At 66.5% G+C, this 17233-nt stretch carries 14 protein-coding genes; 7 read left to right on the top strand and 7 right to left on the bottom strand.

The genetic code is table 11. The features are described from left to right. Positions 1-359 precede the first annotated feature (359 nt). Together I2488_RS02595 and I2488_RS02590 are read left to right on the top strand one after the other, a co-directional pair. A complete protein-coding gene (locus I2488_RS02595; RefSeq protein ID WP_196274233.1) occupies positions 360-1358 on the top strand; it encodes a cyanophycinase in 999 nt (332 codons plus the stop codon). A 54-nt stretch (positions 1359-1412) separates the two neighbouring features. Next, complete coding sequence (locus I2488_RS02590; protein WP_196274232.1) at positions 1413-2429, top strand: hypothetical protein; 1017 nt, start codon at positions 1413-1415, stop codon at positions 2427-2429. 442 nt (positions 2430-2871) lie between these two features. On the opposite strand, the gene I2488_RS02585 is transcribed toward I2488_RS02590, so the two are convergent. The 3 genes from I2488_RS02585 to I2488_RS02575 all read right to left on the bottom strand — a co-directional run bounded on the left by I2488_RS02585 (position 2872) and on the right by I2488_RS02575 (position 6894). After that, the gene (locus tag I2488_RS02585; protein ID WP_425492346.1) at positions 2872-4059 is read right to left on the bottom strand and encodes a replication initiator protein A; all 1188 of its coding nucleotides are present in this window, start codon (positions 4057-4059) and stop codon (positions 2872-2874) included. A 457-nt stretch (positions 4060-4516) separates the two neighbouring features. Continuing rightward, entirely contained in the window at positions 4517-5608 is a 1092-nt protein-coding gene (locus I2488_RS02580; RefSeq protein ID WP_196274230.1) for a ParB/RepB/Spo0J family partition protein, read from the bottom strand. A gap of 83 nt (positions 5609-5691) precedes the next feature. Continuing rightward, positions 5692-6894: an AAA family ATPase gene (locus I2488_RS02575; protein ID WP_196274229.1), complete on the bottom strand. Its 1203-nt coding sequence runs from the start codon at positions 6892-6894 to the stop codon at positions 5692-5694. A gap of 317 nt (positions 6895-7211) precedes the next feature. Between I2488_RS02575 and I2488_RS02570 the strand changes: the two genes are divergently transcribed. The 4 genes from I2488_RS02570 (at position 7212) to I2488_RS02555 (ending at position 12709) form a co-directional block, all read left to right on the top strand. Continuing rightward, positions 7212-8948, top strand: a complete 1737-nt coding sequence (locus tag I2488_RS02570) for a CHASE2 domain-containing protein (RefSeq protein ID WP_196274228.1) — start codon at positions 7212-7214, stop codon at positions 8946-8948. Then, entirely contained in the window at positions 8945-9421 is a 477-nt protein-coding gene (locus I2488_RS02565; protein WP_196274227.1) for a hypothetical protein, read from the top strand. Before I2488_RS02570 ends, I2488_RS02565 begins: the two co-directional genes overlap by 4 nt. Then, positions 9418-11403 (top strand): M48 family metalloprotease, encoded by a 1986-nt coding sequence (locus tag I2488_RS02560; RefSeq protein ID WP_214652154.1) that lies wholly within the window; start codon positions 9418-9420, stop codon positions 11401-11403. The genes I2488_RS02565 and I2488_RS02560 overlap by 4 nt, the downstream gene beginning before the upstream one ends. 142 nt (positions 11404-11545) lie before the next feature. Further along, a complete protein-coding gene (locus I2488_RS02555; RefSeq protein ID WP_196274225.1) occupies positions 11546-12709 on the top strand; it encodes an LLM class flavin-dependent oxidoreductase in 1164 nt (387 codons plus the stop codon). An 18-nt stretch (positions 12710-12727) separates the two neighbouring features. Here the strand turns inward: I2488_RS02555 and I2488_RS02550 are convergent, their stop codons facing one another. From I2488_RS02550 to I2488_RS02535, 4 genes are all read right to left on the bottom strand, one after another. Further along, the gene (locus tag I2488_RS02550) at positions 12728-13249 is read right to left on the bottom strand and encodes an Lrp/AsnC family transcriptional regulator (RefSeq protein WP_196274224.1); all 522 of its coding nucleotides are present in this window, start codon (positions 13247-13249) and stop codon (positions 12728-12730) included. Continuing rightward, positions 13246-13740: an Lrp/AsnC family transcriptional regulator gene (locus tag I2488_RS02545; protein ID WP_196274223.1), complete on the bottom strand. Its 495-nt coding sequence runs from the start codon at positions 13738-13740 to the stop codon at positions 13246-13248. Before I2488_RS02545 ends, I2488_RS02550 begins: the two co-directional genes overlap by 4 nt. Before the next feature lie 62 nt (positions 13741-13802). Then, entirely contained in the window at positions 13803-14975 is a 1173-nt protein-coding gene (locus I2488_RS02540) for an acyl-CoA dehydrogenase family protein (protein ID WP_196274222.1), read from the bottom strand. 1 nt (position 14976) lies between these two features. Further along, complete coding sequence (locus I2488_RS02535; RefSeq protein ID WP_196274221.1) at positions 14977-15777, bottom strand: SDR family NAD(P)-dependent oxidoreductase; 801 nt, start codon at positions 15775-15777, stop codon at positions 14977-14979. Between the two features lie 334 nt (positions 15778-16111). On the opposite strand from I2488_RS02535, the gene I2488_RS02530 reads away from it, so the two are divergent. After that, entirely contained in the window at positions 16112-17224 is a 1113-nt protein-coding gene (locus tag I2488_RS02530; protein ID WP_196274220.1) for an acyl-CoA dehydrogenase family protein, read from the top strand. The last annotated feature ends 9 nt before the right edge of the window (positions 17225-17233 follow it).

Below are 17233 nucleotides of genomic sequence, written 5' to 3'. Positions count from 1 at the left end.
GCATTCTCCATCCGGCCACAGGCACACATCGAGCCTTGCCTTGCTCACGTCGATCCCGACAAACACCGCATGAGACGCCATCTTCGTTCCCTTCCTTGCGCGTGCGGGGTACAAACCCCTCGCAACCATGCGGGTTGATGAAGATCCGTCCGGGCCCAGGCTCCCCAGCGGTCTAGGCAACCAAGGTGGCTACGGGCTCGCGAACGGCGCGGGTTGGGTCGCTAGCGACCCAACCCGCAATCGCATCATGCACCATTTCCAAGATACAAGGTGGCAGCCGCAAAGCGGCTGACGGAGGGGTCACCACCCTTGTTGCTCACCGCCATTGCCTGCCGCCGCAGCCCGCTTATCCTGATGCCATGCACCGCCCAGCCCTGCTCCTCGCTCTCGTACTGCTCGCGTCCCCCGCCCGCGCCGAGGAACCCGAGACGCCGCCCGAATTCTACACCTTCGGCGATCCCGCCGCCCCCTCCCCCGGCAGACCCTCCCCCGGCAAACCCACGCCCGGCCTGCTCCTCATGGGCGGCGGCAAGCGCGATCGATCCGCACTGCAATGGTTCTTCGCCCACGCCGGGCGCGGCCATGTCGTGATCATCAGCGCCTCCTATGGCAAGGACATGGGCGAGGAGTTCTTCCGCACGCCGGATGGCCCCGCCTCGGTCGAGGTGATCGTGTTCCACGCCCGCAGCCAGAGCGCCGATCCCGCAATCCTGCGCAAGCTCGCCCGCGCCGACGCAGTGTTCATCGCCGGCGGCGACCAGGCCCGTTACGTGCGCTTCTGGCAGGGCACCGAGGTCGCCCGCCTGCTCGATGCCCATGTCGTATCGGGCAAGCCCTTGGGCGGCACCAGCGCCGGTCTCGCCGTATTGGGCGAGGCGCTCTACGGCGCGATGGACGGCAACAGCATCACCTCGCCGGAGGCGCTGGCCGACCCGCTCGGCCCCGGCGTCACCATCGAGCGCGATTTCCTCCACCTCGTGCGGCTGGCCGGGATCATCACCGACAGCCACTTCACCCAGCGCGACCGCCTGGGCCGTCTCTTCGCCTTCGTCGCCAAGGCGCAGGCGCTCACCGGAAAGCCGATCACCGGCATCGGCATCGACGAGGACGCCGCGCTGATGGTCGAGGCCGACGGCACTGCCCGCCTCGCCTCCCCGCATCGCGATGGCGCTGCGTGGATCGTCGACGGCAGCGCCTTGCGCCTGTCACCCCAAGGCGCTCCGCTGACAGCGAACAGCGTGACCGTCACCCTTGCCAATGCCGCCTCCACGGTCCATCTTCCCTCTGCCCGGGTCGAGAACCCCGCCGCAATCCGCCGCTACGAAGTCCGCGCCGGAAAACTTCTCCTGAAGCCCTAACAAGCCATCAAAGCACGTGGACGGAAGTACCCCTTTCAGTCTACAATCGTCTGCGTGGCGCCCCCTCCCCTCCCCCTCACCGCCGTAGCATGGACGCCATCGCTTGCCGACGAGCTCGCCCAGGCCAGCGCCGCACTTGCCCGCCTGGACGCCCGCGTTTCGGCCAGTTCGCTCCGTCCGGGCTGGATCCTGCGCGCCTCATGGGCAGGTTATGCGGCGGCCTTGCGCCTGCAACAGTCGCCGGTCGAGGAAATCGACATTATTGCCGAGCGCTGCGGCCTCAGATTGCCCGGCCGCGCCCTGATCCGCACCGAGGACGAGCCCTTCGCCGCCTATGAGCCGTGGCTGGCGGCGCTTTCCGAACCTGAAGGCCGCCACTGGTCCGACGGCCTGCCCTTCACCTTCGATCCGCCCGAGGGCTGGCGCGAGGCTCCTGCCCTCGTCCGCGCGCTGCACCTGCTCGACGCCTCGGCCCGCGCCGACCGCACGATTGCGCCCTGGCTGGCCTTCCCGCTGCTTCTCAGGCGCATCGGCCTCACCCGCACCGCCCTGCCCTGCATGGCGCCGGGAGAGCCCGCACAGCGCTTCGCCAGCGATCCACGGCCCCTGCTCCTCAAACGCCTGCTCAAGGGCGTAAGGCGGCAGGCTGAGGACGGTCTGGAGCGGCTTGACCGCCTCGAAGCCTCCGCCCGCCGCACCGCCCTCGCCGTGGCGCAGGAGCACCGCCCGGGCAAGCTCGCCGATCTCGCCCGCATCGCCCTCACCCGCCCCTGCCTCGCCGCGCGCAGCCTCGCCCCGCTGGTCGGCGTCACTGTCTCGGGCGCAGGCAAGCTGCTCGAACGCGCCACGGCGCTTGGCATCATGGTCGAGATCAGCGGACGCGGTTCCTGGCGCACTTACGTCGCGCCCGATGTCGCCCAGTCCCTCGGCCTGCGCAGCGCCGAGCGCGGGCGCCCGCCTTCGGTTTCCACCGCCGTTCCAGAAGTCGCCGATATCCTCGCCGGGTTCGACAGCGAGATGGCCGAGATCGAGGAACGCCTGCGCAAGCTGGGCATTGCCGTAGAGGACTGACCTCTTCTCCCTTTCATCAAACCCCAAAGCGAAGCTTCCTGCGGGTTAGAAGGCTTTTAGACAGGGTTAGACAAGTTAAGCGCGCCGCCGTGCTTCCCGACTCGCGATAGTCCGGCGATTCGCACGGTCCGCCCCGTTCCTGGAATGTCGACAAATCGTTCCCGAAAGTCCGACGCCGCGTTCCCGAAGGGTCGAAGCACCGTTCTCGAAGGATCGAAACACTGGATCAGGCCGTTCCCGATGTATCGATGGACCGGATCAGCGGCGCGATGGCTGGGACGGATTGAATCACTTTCCAACAGAACTCCAACAAGGAGGTTCAAATTCGGTGGATAAGCCGCTGCGCGCAAAATCCGCGGGAAACGTCACCGAACCACGCCCGACACTTCGGGAACGGACCGACTTTCGAACCCGACATTTTCGGAACGGCGTGCGCAGCCGATCAGCGGCGCAGGGTGTGGCCGTGCTTCTCGTGGTGGCGCTTTACGAAGCCGATGAAGGCCTTCTGCCAGTTCGCCGGGAGCCGCGCGGCATCGGCATTGACCCAAGTCTCGAACTCGGCGTGCAGCGCATGGAGGTCCCAGCCGGGGCATGTTTCGCGCAAATGGGCAATGGTTTCGTCGGCCATGAACCCGCGCGAGGCATTGTCGCTCAGCCCTTTCACGGCCTTGCGGATCAGCGATGAGGCATCGACGGTTTCGTGTTTCCCCGGGGAAACACTTTTATGCGAGGGGCCTTCGACAGGCTCAGGCTGAGCGGGTTTGATAGCGAGACCCTCAACGATCCGCTCGTCCTGAGCCTGTCGAAGGACGCCTGCACTGCCCCCGCCAGTCCCCTGCCCCACTTCGCCCGCGCCGTCCTTGCCGTCGATCCGGCGCATGCGCAGCATCGGTTCGCCGCCCTTGGCGGTCTCGACGCTGAGGCCATAGCCCGGCAGCGCGTCCTTTTCGGCAAGCTTGAGGATCTCGAACTTGAAGCGGCGGTACTCGCCTTCCGCGCCGGACTTCTCGAACAGCGTCGGCATGGAGATGGCAAAGCCCTCCTCCCCTGCCCCGCCGGCGTGCTTGCGCGCCACCTTGTAGAGCCAGCGTTCGCGTCCGCCGGTGATGTCGAAATAGGCGCGGTCGATCGAGAGCACGCCGCCCTTCATCATCACGCCTTCCCAGAACCAGTTGGACAGCTCGATCGTCATGCCGCGCGAGCGTTCGGTCTTTTCATCGACCAGCTGCGTCCAGCCATCAAGCCAGGAGAAGGTCGCCTCGCGCCGGTTCTCCGCGCGGATATTGGTCTTGATCGTCGTCGCCACCAGGCGGTCGAGCGCCTGGCCCAGCAGCTCATAGGCGCGCCCGGTCGTCGGCCGACCGATGGCCCGGAGCAGGTCGTAGGGCATCAGGTTCAGCTTGCGCGGCACGTCGTTCACCCCGCGCCGCGCCATGTCGGCCAGCACGCTGGCACAGTAGATCAGGATGTCGGCATCCCAGATCGTCGCCATGCCATAGTCGGGGCTGGCCGAAACGTGGACCCACAGCTTGCCGTCGGGGGAGGTGTAGTCGATCGGCTTGACGCGCTTCGACTTGGCGAGACTGAAGAACGGCCGCTCCATCATCTCGCGCTGATCGCGCATCGGCATGTCCGCCACATAGGGCAGGAACAGGTCGAACTGGTCGCCGGATGGCGTGGCCCGGGAAGCTTTGGCGCGGGTCAAGGGGAGGGGGCTTTCGCGGGTGTTTCCCCGGGGAAACATTCTTGGGGAGTGAGATCTGTCGGTGCGTGCTTCAGATGTTTCCCCGGGGAAACACCGTGAACGGAAGCTCGCGCTGGGCATCCTTCGACAAGCTCAGGATGAGCGGGGAAGGGGGGGTAGGTGCGCGAGTGATTGCCTCGTTCCCGCAGCCACCACCCCAGATTCCGCTCAGCCTGAGCCTGTCGAAGGCCCCTCGGGAAAAAATGTTTAGCTGCGCTGAACTCCGCTGCGCTTCGTTTCCCCGGGGAAACACGGGTCCGGATCGGGAAGGAATGGGCGCGCGCGAAAAATGTTTCCCCGGGGAAACACTCGTTCGTTGCCGCTGTCCTCCCCCCTTGTTCCATCAGAGCAGGATGCTCCGGCCCTCGTCTTCCAGCTCGGTCAGCGCGTCGCGGGCGAGTTCGAGCAGGGCGTCGAGGTGCATGCCGGAACCGGCGTGGAAGCGCAGCGTCACGCCCTGGCGGTTGATCGAGCGCAGGGTGATGGCGGGCCGCCCGCCGCGACCTTCGATCACGATCTCGCGGGGCGGTCCGTCGGTCTTGACCGCACTCGCTGCCATCAGGCGGGCGACGACCTCGTTGGCCGGGATCGCGGCATCGCCAGCATTGCGGCGCTCCTCCTGCAGGCGGGTGAGCGTCTTGGCCTCGCGCAGGATCGCCGGGGCCAGCTCGCGATTGTCGAGCAGCTGGGCGAGGGGGTAGGCGGGCTTCATCTGCACGTCGGCCGGGCTGGCGAAGGCTGACACCACGACGTCGGGCAGCGAGGCCACCTTGAGCATCTTCGACAGCCAGCCCTTCGACAGGTTGAGCCGGTCGGCCATGCGGGTGAGGTGGGCGCCGTAGTGATCGTAGAGCGCCTGAGCATAGTTGCGCGCGCGTTCGAGGTCGGAGACGTCCTTGCGCGCGCGGTTCTCGAGATCGGCGAGGCGGAAGGCGGCCTCGTCGTCCAATTGGGCGACTTGCGCCACGAACTGCATCTCGGGGTAGGAATGCTTGCGCAGCCACGAGATCGACCAGTGGCGGCGGGTGCCGGCGATGACTTCGTAGTCATGGTCCGGGTCGCCCTCGATGCGGCGGACGACGGCGGGGACCTTCTGGCCGCCCTCGGCAATGATCGAATCGATCAGTTCGCGGCATGACTCGACCGAGAGGTGTTCGTAGGAGCGGGCATTGCCCTTCCACACCCGCACCCGCGCCGGATCGAGGAGAAGCTGCGTGACCTGCCGCACTTCCCCGCTCGCCACGCGGGCCAGCGCGCTTTCGCGGCCAAGCAGGGTGGTGCCGCGCAGCCGTTCGTTGCGGGCGGGGGCAGGGGGCGCTGCGGGCGATTCGGCAACCGCTTCGGACGCGGCGATGTCCGCAACTTCCGATTTGGTTTCAAGCATTTCCTCGTCAGCCAGCAGGCTTGCGAGATAGTCCGACTGCTTACGCGCCATAAGTCACCTCGTTGCGAAAGGCGCGGAACATAAAGTGAACGTGCGCTTGTAGGAAAGTTGTTTCCAACTCGGGGCCAAGACGATCACGCATGGATCACGTCCTCCTCCCGCGCCGGGGCGACGCGGCCCCAGCCGGCGCGGACCAGCTGTTCGATCTGGCCCATCGCCTCGTCGAGGTTGGCGCGGCAGCGCTTGTGGGTGCGGGGGGTGCCGATCGGCTTTTCGAGTTCGTAGACTGTCATCATGCGAAGGGCCGCGTGGCTGATCTCGGCGCTTTCGAGGATGGGGACGGGAAGCAGGGCAGGGCCGAAGGTCTGCTCCATGATGGTGCGGACCATTTCGTGGGACGGATCGCCGCCATCGAACTTGGAGCAGATCAGGCGGACGAAGCTGTAGTCCACCGCGATCCCGGCCTCGATCAGCTGGGCGATGACCTGGTCCATCATCGAGAGGAACTGCACGGTCGAGCAGAAGTCGGGCGTGGTCGCGGCGAGCGGCACCAGCAAGGCATTGGCCGCCTGCATCACCGCGAGCGAAATCGTGCCCAACGCGGGCGGCGGGTCGAGGATCACCACGTCATAGTCGCGCGCCATGTCCATCAGCCCGGCCTTGAGCTTGCGGAAGCGTGCGGCGAGGACCGACTGGCCATCGGCCCCGGCTGCGGCAAGTTCATATTCCACGTCGAACAGTTCGAGGTTCGAGGGGATCAGATCGACGTTGGGCCATGGCGTGCGCTTGACCGCGTAGAGCAGGTCGGTCTGGGTCGGGTCGATTGAAAGATAAGGATAAAGCGTTTCATCGCGGGTGATGTTGAAGTGCGGGTTGAAGCCGAACAGCGTCGTCGTCGTCGCCTGGCTGTCGCAGTCCACCACCAGCACCCGGTAGCCCTGCACCGCGAAATAGTGGGCGAGGTGGGTGGTGACGGTGGACTTGCCGACGCCGCCCTTGAAGTTCTGCACCGCGATGATCGCCGGCACGTCCATCGGCGCGCGGGCCGGGGAGGCGCCGAGCACCTCGCGCATGTGCATCAGCTCTTCCATCGAATAGCCGAGGCGGCGGCCGTTGTCTCCGGCGGGGGGAGGGGGCAGGCGGCCATCGTCCTCGGCCATGCGGATGCGATTCGTCGAGCAGCCGAGCAGTTGCGCGGCCTCGGCAATGCCGACGCGGACGTTGAGTCCCTTGCGGCTGTCTGGCAGGAAGGCCTTGCGGCGCAGGCGCTCGATCATCTTCTCGCCCGCTGAGGCAAGATCGCCGATCTGGCTGACTATTGAATTCGGATCCGACATTACCCGCCTGTTTGAAGCTGTTTGGGCGAGTGGTTAACCGATTTCCTTCAATCGCGCAATCGGCGGTTGAACTTGGCGAAATGGCTGTCGATCCGTGTTGTAGCCCCAGAGCGCCATGAATGAACCGACCGTGATCCTAATTGTCATGAAGATGAACCAAGTCATCGCATCTAGCCTTGTCCCAATTGCGCGCAGAAAAAGGAGCAAGAAAGCAATAGGTCGGGGCTCGGGTCATGGTTATTGTCCATTAGGGATCGATTCGATTCAGAATTGGCGGTTTTGTGCAGCAGGACGCAAGGCGAAGCCCGTTTCCGTGGATGAGCGGACCGCTGTGGCGGGCGTTTGTTACTGCATTCCTGTTTGTAATCATTGCCATAGCCAGTCCATTCGAAGTCACGAAGTGGAGCGAGGAGCGCAGTCTTGAACTGTGGCAGCAGCTTCATGCCCACCATTATCCCGATCGCATCGCCAGCCGGGACGAATCCGGCGGGAGGCCGCGGACCTCGGGGCGCGATGCCATCACCGTGCTCTACATCGACAATGCCTCGATCGCGCGGCAGGGGCTGACCCGCCCGCTCAGCGCGTTCTACCTCGCGCAGCTCATCGACGATGTGGTGCAGATCCCGAAGCAGCCCCCGGCAGCGGTGTTCATCGACCTGCAGCTGACCGATGCGGCGGCTGCGGGCGCGAGCGGGGAGGCGATCGTCGCCGCGCTTGACGACCCGGCCGTCGCCGCGGCGTGCGACCAGCGCCAGGGGCCTGACCTCTCGCCGTTCCGCTGCCTTGTCCGCCAGGTGGCGCAAGTGACGCGCTACGCGGCCTGGCGGGGCCGCACGGCCTGCGATGCCAACGCGGTGGCGCGCATGGCCTGCATCCGCCGCGCGGGCGGCGTGCCGGTGCTGTTCGGCGATTCCCGCCTGCGCCAGGGCGAAGCGGCGATCGACGGGGCGAATTCGGCGGCGCTCGATGCGCTGGGACAAGTGGCGCTGACGACACCGGTCGACGTGCTGTCGGGGCGCTATCCCACGATCCACGGGCCACAGGGCGATCTTGGCCGCACGCGCCGCTTCGGCCTCTACCCGGCGGCGCTGCTCTACACCGCATGGTGCGGCTTCGGGCCCGAGGCGCAGGCGCGCTGCCGCGACCTGCCGTGGACCGATCCGGACAGCGCCCAGGGCCTGCAGCAGCTGGCGCCCGAATTCCACCGCTTCTGGTGGAGCGAGCGCTTTGCCGATCCGATCGCGATCGAGTGGGCGATCGGGCCGGGGCCGGACAGCGGCCTGTCATCGCCCGACCGCCTGTTCACGCGCGAGCCTTGCGCGCCCGCCGATGGCAGGGTGCGGGCGGCGGTGGCGCACATTGCCCGCCTGGCGCTTTCGGGGGTGGCGACCGAGGCAATGACGCCGTGCCTCTATGCCCGCGCCTATCCCGACGACATCGTCAACATGCAGATCACGCCGGACGATGCCGAGGCGCTGTTCGGCGGAAGGCTGGTGATCATCGGCGCGCAGTTCAGCGATCTCTCCGACATTCACGAGGCGCCGGTCTTCGGCGGCATTCCCGGGGTCTATCTCCATGCCATGGCCACCGACAACCTGATCGAGCGGGGTGCCGGCTATGCCCGCCCGGCCGAGCAGGTGGTGTCTTCGGCGCGGCTGTCGTGGGCGGACCTGTTCAACGTGCCGGTGCTGTTCTTCGTGGCACTGGTGATCGAGATCGCGGCCAAGCTGATGGCGCAGGGCACGGCGACGACGCGGCTGCGCGGCATGTTGCGCCGGGCAGGGCTGGTGCTGGGCTGCATCGTGGCGATCGGGGCGGTGGTGCAGGTCTTCGCGTGGATCAGCGGCCTGCACTGGCCGGGCGCGGCCTCGGGCTGGATCGTCCCGGCGCATTTCAACCTTGTCGGCGTGCTGATGATCGGCCTGCTGGGCGTGGGCCGGATCATCTGGGCCGGGCTGGAGCCGCTGCGCGAGGCGGTCGTCGGCGACCTGCGCGGGGCGCTGGCCAGAGCATTCAACCGGACATCCGTGGCAGAAGGAGGAGCGGAGCGATGACGATTGCACGCAAGGCGATGAAGGTTCAGGCGAACGGGGCCGCGCTGGCCCTGATCGGCGCGGCGACAATGGCGCTCACGCCGCTGCCGGGAATCGCGGTTGCCGCGGAAAGTCCGCCTGCCGCCAAGGCGCCGTCGGTGAGCGGCGATGTGCGGGTGACCGAGCTCAACCGCGACAAGTTGAGCGTCTATGACGAGCACGCCAGGTTCCAGGGCAAGATCGACAAGTGGAAGCTGCCCAAGGAGGGCCTGAAAGTGGAAGCGGCGATCGCGGGGGGCTATCTCGGCGTGACCAGGGACGGCAAGCGCATCTTCCTGCGGCAGGCCGAGGTTACGGTCAGCGGCCTGCAAGGCCCGGTCTGCGTGGCGGTGAACAATCCGGCGACGGCCAAGGATGCCGGGAGGCCGGCGATTTCGACCGGCGGCATCTCTGCAGGCCTGGGCGGCGGCAAGATCCCGTGCGTGCCGCAATGAGCGGCGGTGCGGGGGCAGTGCGGGCGGTTGCCCGCAAGAGGCTTGTCGGCAAGAGCGTTGTCGGCAAGAGGGCGGCGGTCCGCTTCGGCATCGGGATCGGTGCGCTGGCAGTGGCGCTGGTCGCGCCGGTGCAGCCGGTCGGCGCGCAGTGCATTCCCGGCATCAGTTGCGGGTTTTCGGTCAAGGGCAAGGACGGCAAGCCCTATCTGACCGGCGAAGTGACGCCCGATGCGCTGGCCAAGGCCGATGCGGCGATGGTCGAGCCCGCCGCCAACGGGCAGGCGCTGTCCGCCGCCGCGCTCAACAAGGGCGCCAATTCGGGCAACGGCCTGCCCATGCCCGAGACCGAGAAGCTGCTGATGCAGATGATCGAGCAGATCCGCAGCCAGTGGCCGCACCGCGCGCCGCCGCCGGTCTCGGTGCGCATCGTCGGCACGACTGCCTATTCGGCCTCGGCCTTTCCCGACAACGTGATCGTGGTGCCGATGGGCCTGCTGATGGGGGTGCAGAGCGATGACGAGCTGGCCTGGGTGCTGGCGCACGAATTCAGCCACATCGCGCTGGCCCACTTCTCGCGCGAGGCGAAGCAGCGCCGGCTGAAGAACGGGGTGGACAAGGTGACCGCCTGTGCCGACCTCGGGCTGGTGCTGGCGGACCTGCGCTTCGAGAAGCAGGGGGACCAGGTCAAGGCGCTGCGGCGGGGCGACCAGGGCCTGCTGGCGATGTCGACCCAGGTCTGGTCGAACAAGCGCAAGATGAACTCGATCCTCGGCTACATGAACCAGGGCCTGGCGCGCAAGCAGGAGGACCAGGCCGACGCGGCGGCGGTGGACCTTGCCTATCGCGCGGCATTTTCGGCCGACGATGGCTTCAAGACCGCGCTGGAACGGATCCAGGCTGACGAGAAGCGCGACGGGGACCTGCTGCAGCAGTTCGGCGGCGAGTTCAGCAACTACATGAAAGTGGCCGGGGGACAGGCGCTGGTCGATCTTTCGACCGGGCAGGGCACCGGCAACATCTTTTCCAAGCTGGCCGACGGGCTGCTGAAGAACGCGCAGAACATCGCGCTCAAGAAGCTCGACAAGATGATGTCGGCGGGACACCGTCCGGCGAAGAAGCGGCTGGCCGGACTGGGCAAGTATGTCAACGCGGTCTACGCCGACAAGGAGCCGCTGGCGGTGCGCACGACCCAGATCGAGCGCATCCGCGCCACGGCGGAATATGCCGATGCGCGCGCCACGGTGATCGCGGTGGACACGGCGCATCTCAAGATTCCCGGCGGCGCCTGCGATGCCAAGGACGCGGCGTGCAATGCCAAGGTGCTGGCGGCGGCGCAGGAGGGGCTGGCTGCGATGCAGCCGGCACTGGCGCGGCGCTTCAAGGGGACGCCGCTCGTCGCCAACACGGTCGGCTTCCTCTACCGCCAGACCGGCAGGATCGCCGAGGCCGACCGGATGTACGACATTGCCAACAGCGCCGGCATGGCCGCGGCACCGGCAGCCGCGCCCGCGCGCAAGGGGCGCAAGGCCGCCCCGGCCGTGGCCGCGCCGCCGGTGCCGCCCGATCCCTACATGCAGCAGAGCATCGCGGGCTTCGGCGAGCATGTCGACATGCTGCTGCGCGCGCGCAACTATGCCAAGGCGAAGAAGGTGATCGACCTCGCTCGCAACCGCTTTGGCGATGACGAGCCGTTTCTCCCGGCGATGGTGGCAATCGCCTTTCAGACCAAGGACGCGAAGGGCGGCACCGAGGCGCTGCTACGCTGCTATGAAAGCGACAACCCGACGCTGAGCAATGCCTGCGAATTCGCGTTCATGAACGGGGAGCAGCAGGACCAGTTCGCGCTGCTGGCTCCGGCCGATCAGGACAGCCTGCTGCGCCAGATCAACAAGGCTTCGGCCGACGCGCGGCGCGGCACCGGCTGCGGGCTGCCGACGGCCAAGGAGGTGAAGGAGGCCGACAAGGGCGAGGACGACGACTGAGGCCTGAGCGGGGCTTGCAGACTCTGCGACGGACCGAAGCTGCGCCTAACCCGATCGGGTTATGCGCCCTGTCTTGGTGTGCGATAACTTGGATTCCGGAACGTCAAAACGCCCAAGCATAGGGCGGAACCCGGAGAGCCCCATGAAATTCTCGATCATCTATGAAGCGCAGATGGTGGATGCCAGCCGCGAGAACGAGCGCGCGGTGTTCCTCCAGATCGTCGAGCAGGCCAAGTATGCCGAGGAGATGGGCTTCGACTGCATCTGGTGCGTCGAACATACCGCGCTGACGCAGTACGCGCACATGTCCGCGCCCGAGACGGTGCTGGCGTTCATCGCCGGGGCGACGAGCCGCATCCACATCGGCCACGGCGTGGTCTGCCTGCCGCCCGCCATGAACCACCCGGTCAAGGTGGCCGAGCGCATTGCGACGCTGGATATTCTCTCGAAGGGGCGCCTGCACTTCGGCGTGGGCAAGGGCGGGACGCAGCAGGAGGCGGGGACCTTCGGCTATGACCTCAACGAACTGCAGCCGATGATCGATGAATCGATGTACCTGATCCCCAAGATCATGGTGCAGGACGAGATCGAGCACGACGGCACCTACATCAAGATCCCCAAGCGGCCGATCCATCCCTCGCCGTGGCAGGACCCGCACCCGCCGATGTACATGGCCTGCACCCGCGAGAACACGCTGATCGCGGCGGGCAGCCGTGGCATCGGTGCGCTGGTGCTGGGCTTTTCCGGGCCCGAGGAGATCGCCAGGAAGAACGCGATCTATCGCGAGGCCTTCCGCACCCGCAAGGCTGAGGACCAGGTCGGCTTCCGTCCGACCGAGCACCTTGCCGCGCTCTGCGCCGCGACCGTGCTCGACGACCGCGAAAAGGCCCGCAAGATCGGCCTGCGCGGCCAGCGCTTCTTCGCCGAAAGCATTGCCTACTGGTACCAGGGCGGGGCCAAGCCGACGGTGGACGAGGACCTCGACGCCGAGGATCATGCCAAGGTGCTGGAGCAGGGCAAGCAGGCGACCATCGCCTACCTGTCCGAAGAGGCGATTCCGGTGGGGGACGAGCACCTTTCCAACTACACCGTGGCGCAGGACGCCTATGGCACGCCCGACGACTGCATCCGCTATGTCCAGCGGCTGAAGGATGCAGGGGCCGACGAGATCCTGTTCATCTTCCAGATGGGCGGCATTCCGCACGACGTGATCATGGAGACGATCCGCAACATCGGCGAGAAGGTCATCCCGCACTTCCGCGCGCTGGAAGCGGCAGAAGCGCAGGAAATGGAAGCGGCGGAGTAGCGCTCAGCCCTCCTCCACTCAGCCTTCGTCCACGCTGTCGAGGCCGCGCAGGTCCTCGACCGTGGCGATGGGGCCGATGGCCGCGTTGTACTTCACCGTCTGCAGGACCAGCTCGGTCTCGGCCTCGCGGATGCCGTCGAGAGCGAGGACCTGGTTGGTCACTGCCGCCGCTTCATCGAGGCTGGGCAGGACGCAGACCGCAATCAGGCGCAGCGCGGCGTTGGCATCGTAGAGCGCGCGGACCTGGGGCAGGGCGAGCAGGCCCTCGCGCACGGCATCGAGCTTGCCGCTGGCGCATTTCACCGTGACGAACATCATGTGCTGCCCGGCGTTGGTGGCGTCCATCCCGCGCGCGATGTCGACGATGGGGACGAGCTTGAGCAGGCCCGCGTTCTGCAGCCGCTTGACCCGCCCGCGCACGGTGCCCTCGGTCACGCCGAGGTCTGCGGCGATCTTGCGGAACGACAGGCGCGCATCGTCGGCGAGCGCCTCGGCGATCTGGCGATCGAGGTCGTCGGTCTGGGGGAACTGGTCGATCATGCCGCGAGCGGCCCGACGGCGGTGTTGTAGCGGTAGACGGTGTTGAGCAGTTCGACGTCGACGTCCTCCACCCCGGCGATTCCGGCGGAAACGTCGCGCGCCGCCTCGATCATCTCGCGCGCGGCGTGGAAGGCATAGAGGCAGCTGACCGGATAGCGGCCCGAGGTGATGTGGACCGAGAGGACATGCTCGCGCTCCGCCAGTTCCTGCGCCACTTCGAGCGGGGCGCGGCCGCTGACCTGAAGGCGGATGCGGGCGAGCAGGCGATAGCCGTGGACGCGGAAATCGGCGAGCGCGACGACGCGCATCAGCCCTGCGGCGTCCATCGCGCGGATGCGGTTGGCAACGAGATTGCCGGTCAGCCCCAGTTCCTCGCCGATGACTGTCGACTGCGCGCGGCCATCGCGCTTGAGCACCTCGATGATGCGCAAGTCGATATCGTCGAGCGCAAGCCCCTTTGATCGGCGTGTCGTCGGCTTGTCCTCGGCCAAATGCGTACCCCCGTTTGCGCAAACCAGCCTAGAGCGCGCTACGCAGCGGGGCAAGTGTGCGCTTACCCGCGCGGCTCCCTTGGCAGGCCCAGCCCGCGTTCGGCGACGAGGTTGCGCTGGATCTGGTTGGTGCCGCCGTAGATCGTGTCGGCGCGGCTGAACAGGAAGAGGTTGGGCAGGACGTCCCATTCGTAGGACGCACCTTCCGCCACTTCGCCTGCCTGGCCGAGCACGTCCATCGCCAGTTCGCCGAGGCGGCGGCGCCACGAGGCCCACTGGATCTTGTAGGTCAGCGCCGCGCCGTCGATGCTCGAATGATCGGTATGCGACAGCATCCGCAATGCGCCATAGCGCATCAGCCGCAAGCCGATCTCGGCGCTGGCGATGCGCTGGCGGATGACGGGATCGCTGTCCTTGCCGGTTTCCTTGGCCGCCTTGATGATTTCGTCCAGCTCGTTGCGGAAGCCCATCTGCTGGCCGAGGGTGGAGACGCCGCGCTCGAACGCCAGCAGGCCCATCGCGATCTTCCAGCCTTCGCCGGGCGCGCCGATCAGGCTGTCGGCGGGGCAGCGCGCCTCGGTGAAGAAGGTCTCGTTGAATTCAGCGTCGCCATTGATCTGGCGGATCGGGCGCACCTCGATGCCGGGCTGGTCGAGCGGCATCATCAGGAAGGTCAGGCCCTTGGGGCCTTGCGAGCCTTCCTCGGTGCGGGTGACGACGAAGATCCAGTCGGAGATGTGGGCAAGGCTTGTCCAGATCTTCTGGCCATCGACGACCCATTCGCCGTTCTCGAGCCGCCCCTTGGTGCGGACGCTGCCGAGGTCCGATCCGGCGTTGGGTTCGGAAAAGCCCTGGCAGAAGATCGTGCGGCCGGCGGCAATGTCGGGCAGGAAGCGGCGCTTCTGCTCGTCGGTGCCGAAGGTGAGGATGGTCGGGCCGGCGAGTTCCACGCCGATATGGTTGATGCGCCCCGGAACCCCGGCGCGGGCATATTCCTCGGCGAAGATCACCTGCTGTGCGAGGCTGGCATCGCGCCCGCCCCACTGCGTCGGCCAGCCGATGCAGCCCCAGCGGTGCTCGCCCAGCTGCTGCTCCCACTCGCGCCGCCGTTCGGGCATGGCGGTGAGCTGGGTAATGCCCTTGATGTCACGGAACTCGCCCGCCATCTGGCCCTGCAGCCAGTCGGCACATTCGGCGCGGAACGCCTCGTCGGCGGCGGAAAATCCAAGCTTCATGTCAACCCGGCATGTAGAGTTGCGCGGCCTTGCCGCCATCGACGGGCAGGGCGGTGCCGGTGATGTAGCTGGCCTTGCGCGAGAGCATGAAGACGATGGCCTCGGCCAGTTCGTCAGGCTCGCCACCGCGCTGCATCGGGATCGCCCTGGTCGTGGCGGCGGCAAAGTCGGGCGCCTTGCTTTCGAAGTCCTGCGTGGCGGCGGTCTGCACCTGGCCCGGCACGATCGCGTTGATGCGGATGCCGAGCGGGGCGCCTTCCATCGCGGCGGCGGCGGTGAAGTGGACCAGTGCCGCCTTCGAGGCCGAATAGCTTGCCATGTTGGCCAGAGCCTTGATCCCGCAGGTCGAGGCGATGTTGACGATCGAGCCGCGCTGGCGACCTTCGAGATCCTGCTTCGCCATGACCTTCATCGCCGCCTTGGTGCCGACGAACACGGCATCGGCATTGACGGCAAAGTCCTTGCGCCAGTGTTCCAGCGTCAGCTTGGCGATGGGGGCGTAGTGGACCGACATGGCGTTGTTGACCAGCATGTCGAGCCGGCCATGGCGCGCTGCCACGTCCTCGATCAGCGCGGTGAAGGCGGCATCGTCGGACACGTCGAGCTTGACCGCCTCGACCTTGCCGACCGCGGCGATTTCGGCGCGGGCGGCTTCGAGCTTGTCCTCGCGGCGGGCGCAGATCACGACCATGGCGCCGCGTTGGCTCAGCAGTTTCGCGGTGGCGAGGCCGATGCCGTCGCTGCCGCCGGTGACCACGGCCACCTGGCCCAAGAAGTCTTGCTGTATCGAATCCTGTGCCATCCGGGTCTCTCCTGTCCCCACGCCATCGCTTTCGCGCATCTGCTGCGAATCAGGGGTGTTTGTCAATCCAATGCGTAATTTTGAAGCTTCAATAATACGAATCAATGCGTGATTGATTGCGAATTGGCCTCCGCTGTCGGTGGTTCGGCGGAAAAAATCCGCGTAATCCCGAACTTTCCCCTGTCATTTTGGGCATTGCGTGATTTTCCTGCTACAAACTGACGAATAAGGCAGTATGAGTCTGGGAGATGCTGCATTTGCGGAGAAAACAAATCCCGCCCGTGCGCACGGCTTGGCTCGGGGCAAGCCGCTGGAAGTTTTGGGGAGAATCTAGATGGCCATTTCCGCGTCCACCCTTGATCTGGTGGCAGCCCATGCCGCCGAAGGCCGGGCCGCGCGGCGCATTGCGCAACCGGTGGTCGATGCGCTGACCGCCGACGGCTTCTTCCGCCACTTCACGCCCAAGCAGTACGGCGGTAATGCCGGTCGTCCGCAGGACTTCTTCCTCGACCAGATCGCCATTGCCGAGCGGGACATGAGCACGGCCTGGGCGCTGGGCATCGTTGCGGTCCACAACTACCAGATCGCGATGATGGACAAGGCGGCGCAGGACACGATCTTCGCCGATGGCCCCGACGCGATGATCTCCAGTTCGTACAACCCGGTCGGCGCGAAGACGCAGAAGGTCGATGGCGGGGTGATGCTCTCGGGCCGCTGGGGCTGGTCGAGCGGGTCGGCGCATTGCAACTGGGTGCTGCTGGGAGGGGTCATTGCCGAAGAGGGCTATCGCACCTTCCTCGTGCCCAACACGCAGTACCGCATCGACGACACCTGGTTTACCATGGGCCTGCAGGGCACCGGATCGAACGACATCGTGATCGACGAGCCAGTGTTCGTGCCCGACCACATGACCCACAAGCAGATGGACGGCTTCCACGGCGTGCATCATCAGGGGCCCGGCATCTATGACATGCCGTGGGCGCAGGTGTTCATCCGCGTGGTCAACACCAGCGCGATCGGCGCGGTGCGCCACGCCATCAAGCTCATGGCCGAGCGCGTCGGCATGTCGACAACGGACATGACCAAGAGCAACGCCGACCCGGACGTGCTGGGCCGCGTCGCCCGCGCCGCCAACCTTGCCGACGAGGCGGCGGCGGTGATGGTGCGCGCCTATGACGAGATGGAAGCGAACGACTGGCGCCCCTCGATGCTCGAGCGCGTGCGCTATCGCTATCAGGCGAGCCTTGTCGCCGACCGCTGCATCGAGGCGATGGACCTGCTGATGGACGTGGCGGGCGGTCGCTCGGTCTATACCGGCAGCGCCTTCCAGGACTTGTGGCACGACGTGCGCATGTCACGCGCCCATGTCGCCAACAACCCGGTCGGCTTTGGGCGCAACTATGGCAACATGCTGATGGGCGGCGAGAACACGGATCTGTTCCTGTGAGGAGTTGAG

Origin of the sequence: Novosphingobium jiangmenense, from assembly GCF_015694345.1 — a bacterium.
GTDB classification, from domain to species: Bacteria; Pseudomonadota; Alphaproteobacteria; order Sphingomonadales; family Sphingomonadaceae; genus Novosphingobium; species Novosphingobium jiangmenense.
This window is presented reverse-complemented; position numbering and strand designations above follow the sequence as displayed.

Coding starts and splice junctions, on each gene's coding strand:
- I2488_RS02530 (WP_196274220.1), top strand. CDS start 16,112: ATGGCCATTTCCGCGTCCACCCTTGATCTGGTGGCAGCCCATGCCGCC.
- I2488_RS02570 (WP_196274228.1), top strand. CDS start 7,212: ATGAGCGGACCGCTGTGGCGGGCGTTTGTTACTGCATTCCTGTTTGTA.
- I2488_RS02595 (WP_196274233.1), top strand. CDS start 360: ATGCACCGCCCAGCCCTGCTCCTCGCTCTCGTACTGCTCGCGTCCCCC.
- I2488_RS02565 (WP_196274227.1), top strand. CDS start 8,945: ATGACGATTGCACGCAAGGCGATGAAGGTTCAGGCGAACGGGGCCGCG.
- I2488_RS02575 (WP_196274229.1), bottom strand. CDS start 6,894: ATGTCGGATCCGAATTCAATAGTCAGCCAGATCGGCGATCTTGCCTCA.
- I2488_RS02550 (WP_196274224.1), bottom strand. CDS start 13,249: ATGATCGACCAGTTCCCCCAGACCGACGACCTCGATCGCCAGATCGCC.
- I2488_RS02560 (WP_214652154.1), top strand. CDS start 9,418: ATGAGCGGCGGTGCGGGGGCAGTGCGGGCGGTTGCCCGCAAGAGGCTT.
- I2488_RS02535 (WP_196274221.1), bottom strand. CDS start 15,777: ATGGCACAGGATTCGATACAGCAAGACTTCTTGGGCCAGGTGGCCGTG.
- I2488_RS02540 (WP_196274222.1), bottom strand. CDS start 14,975: ATGAAGCTTGGATTTTCCGCCGCCGACGAGGCGTTCCGCGCCGAATGT.
- I2488_RS02555 (WP_196274225.1), top strand. CDS start 11,546: ATGAAATTCTCGATCATCTATGAAGCGCAGATGGTGGATGCCAGCCGC.
- I2488_RS02580 (WP_196274230.1), bottom strand. CDS start 5,608: ATGGCGCGTAAGCAGTCGGACTATCTCGCAAGCCTGCTGGCTGACGAG.
- I2488_RS02585 (WP_425492346.1), bottom strand. CDS start 4,059: ATGCCGATGCGCGATCAGCGCGAGATGATGGAGCGGCCGTTCTTCAGT.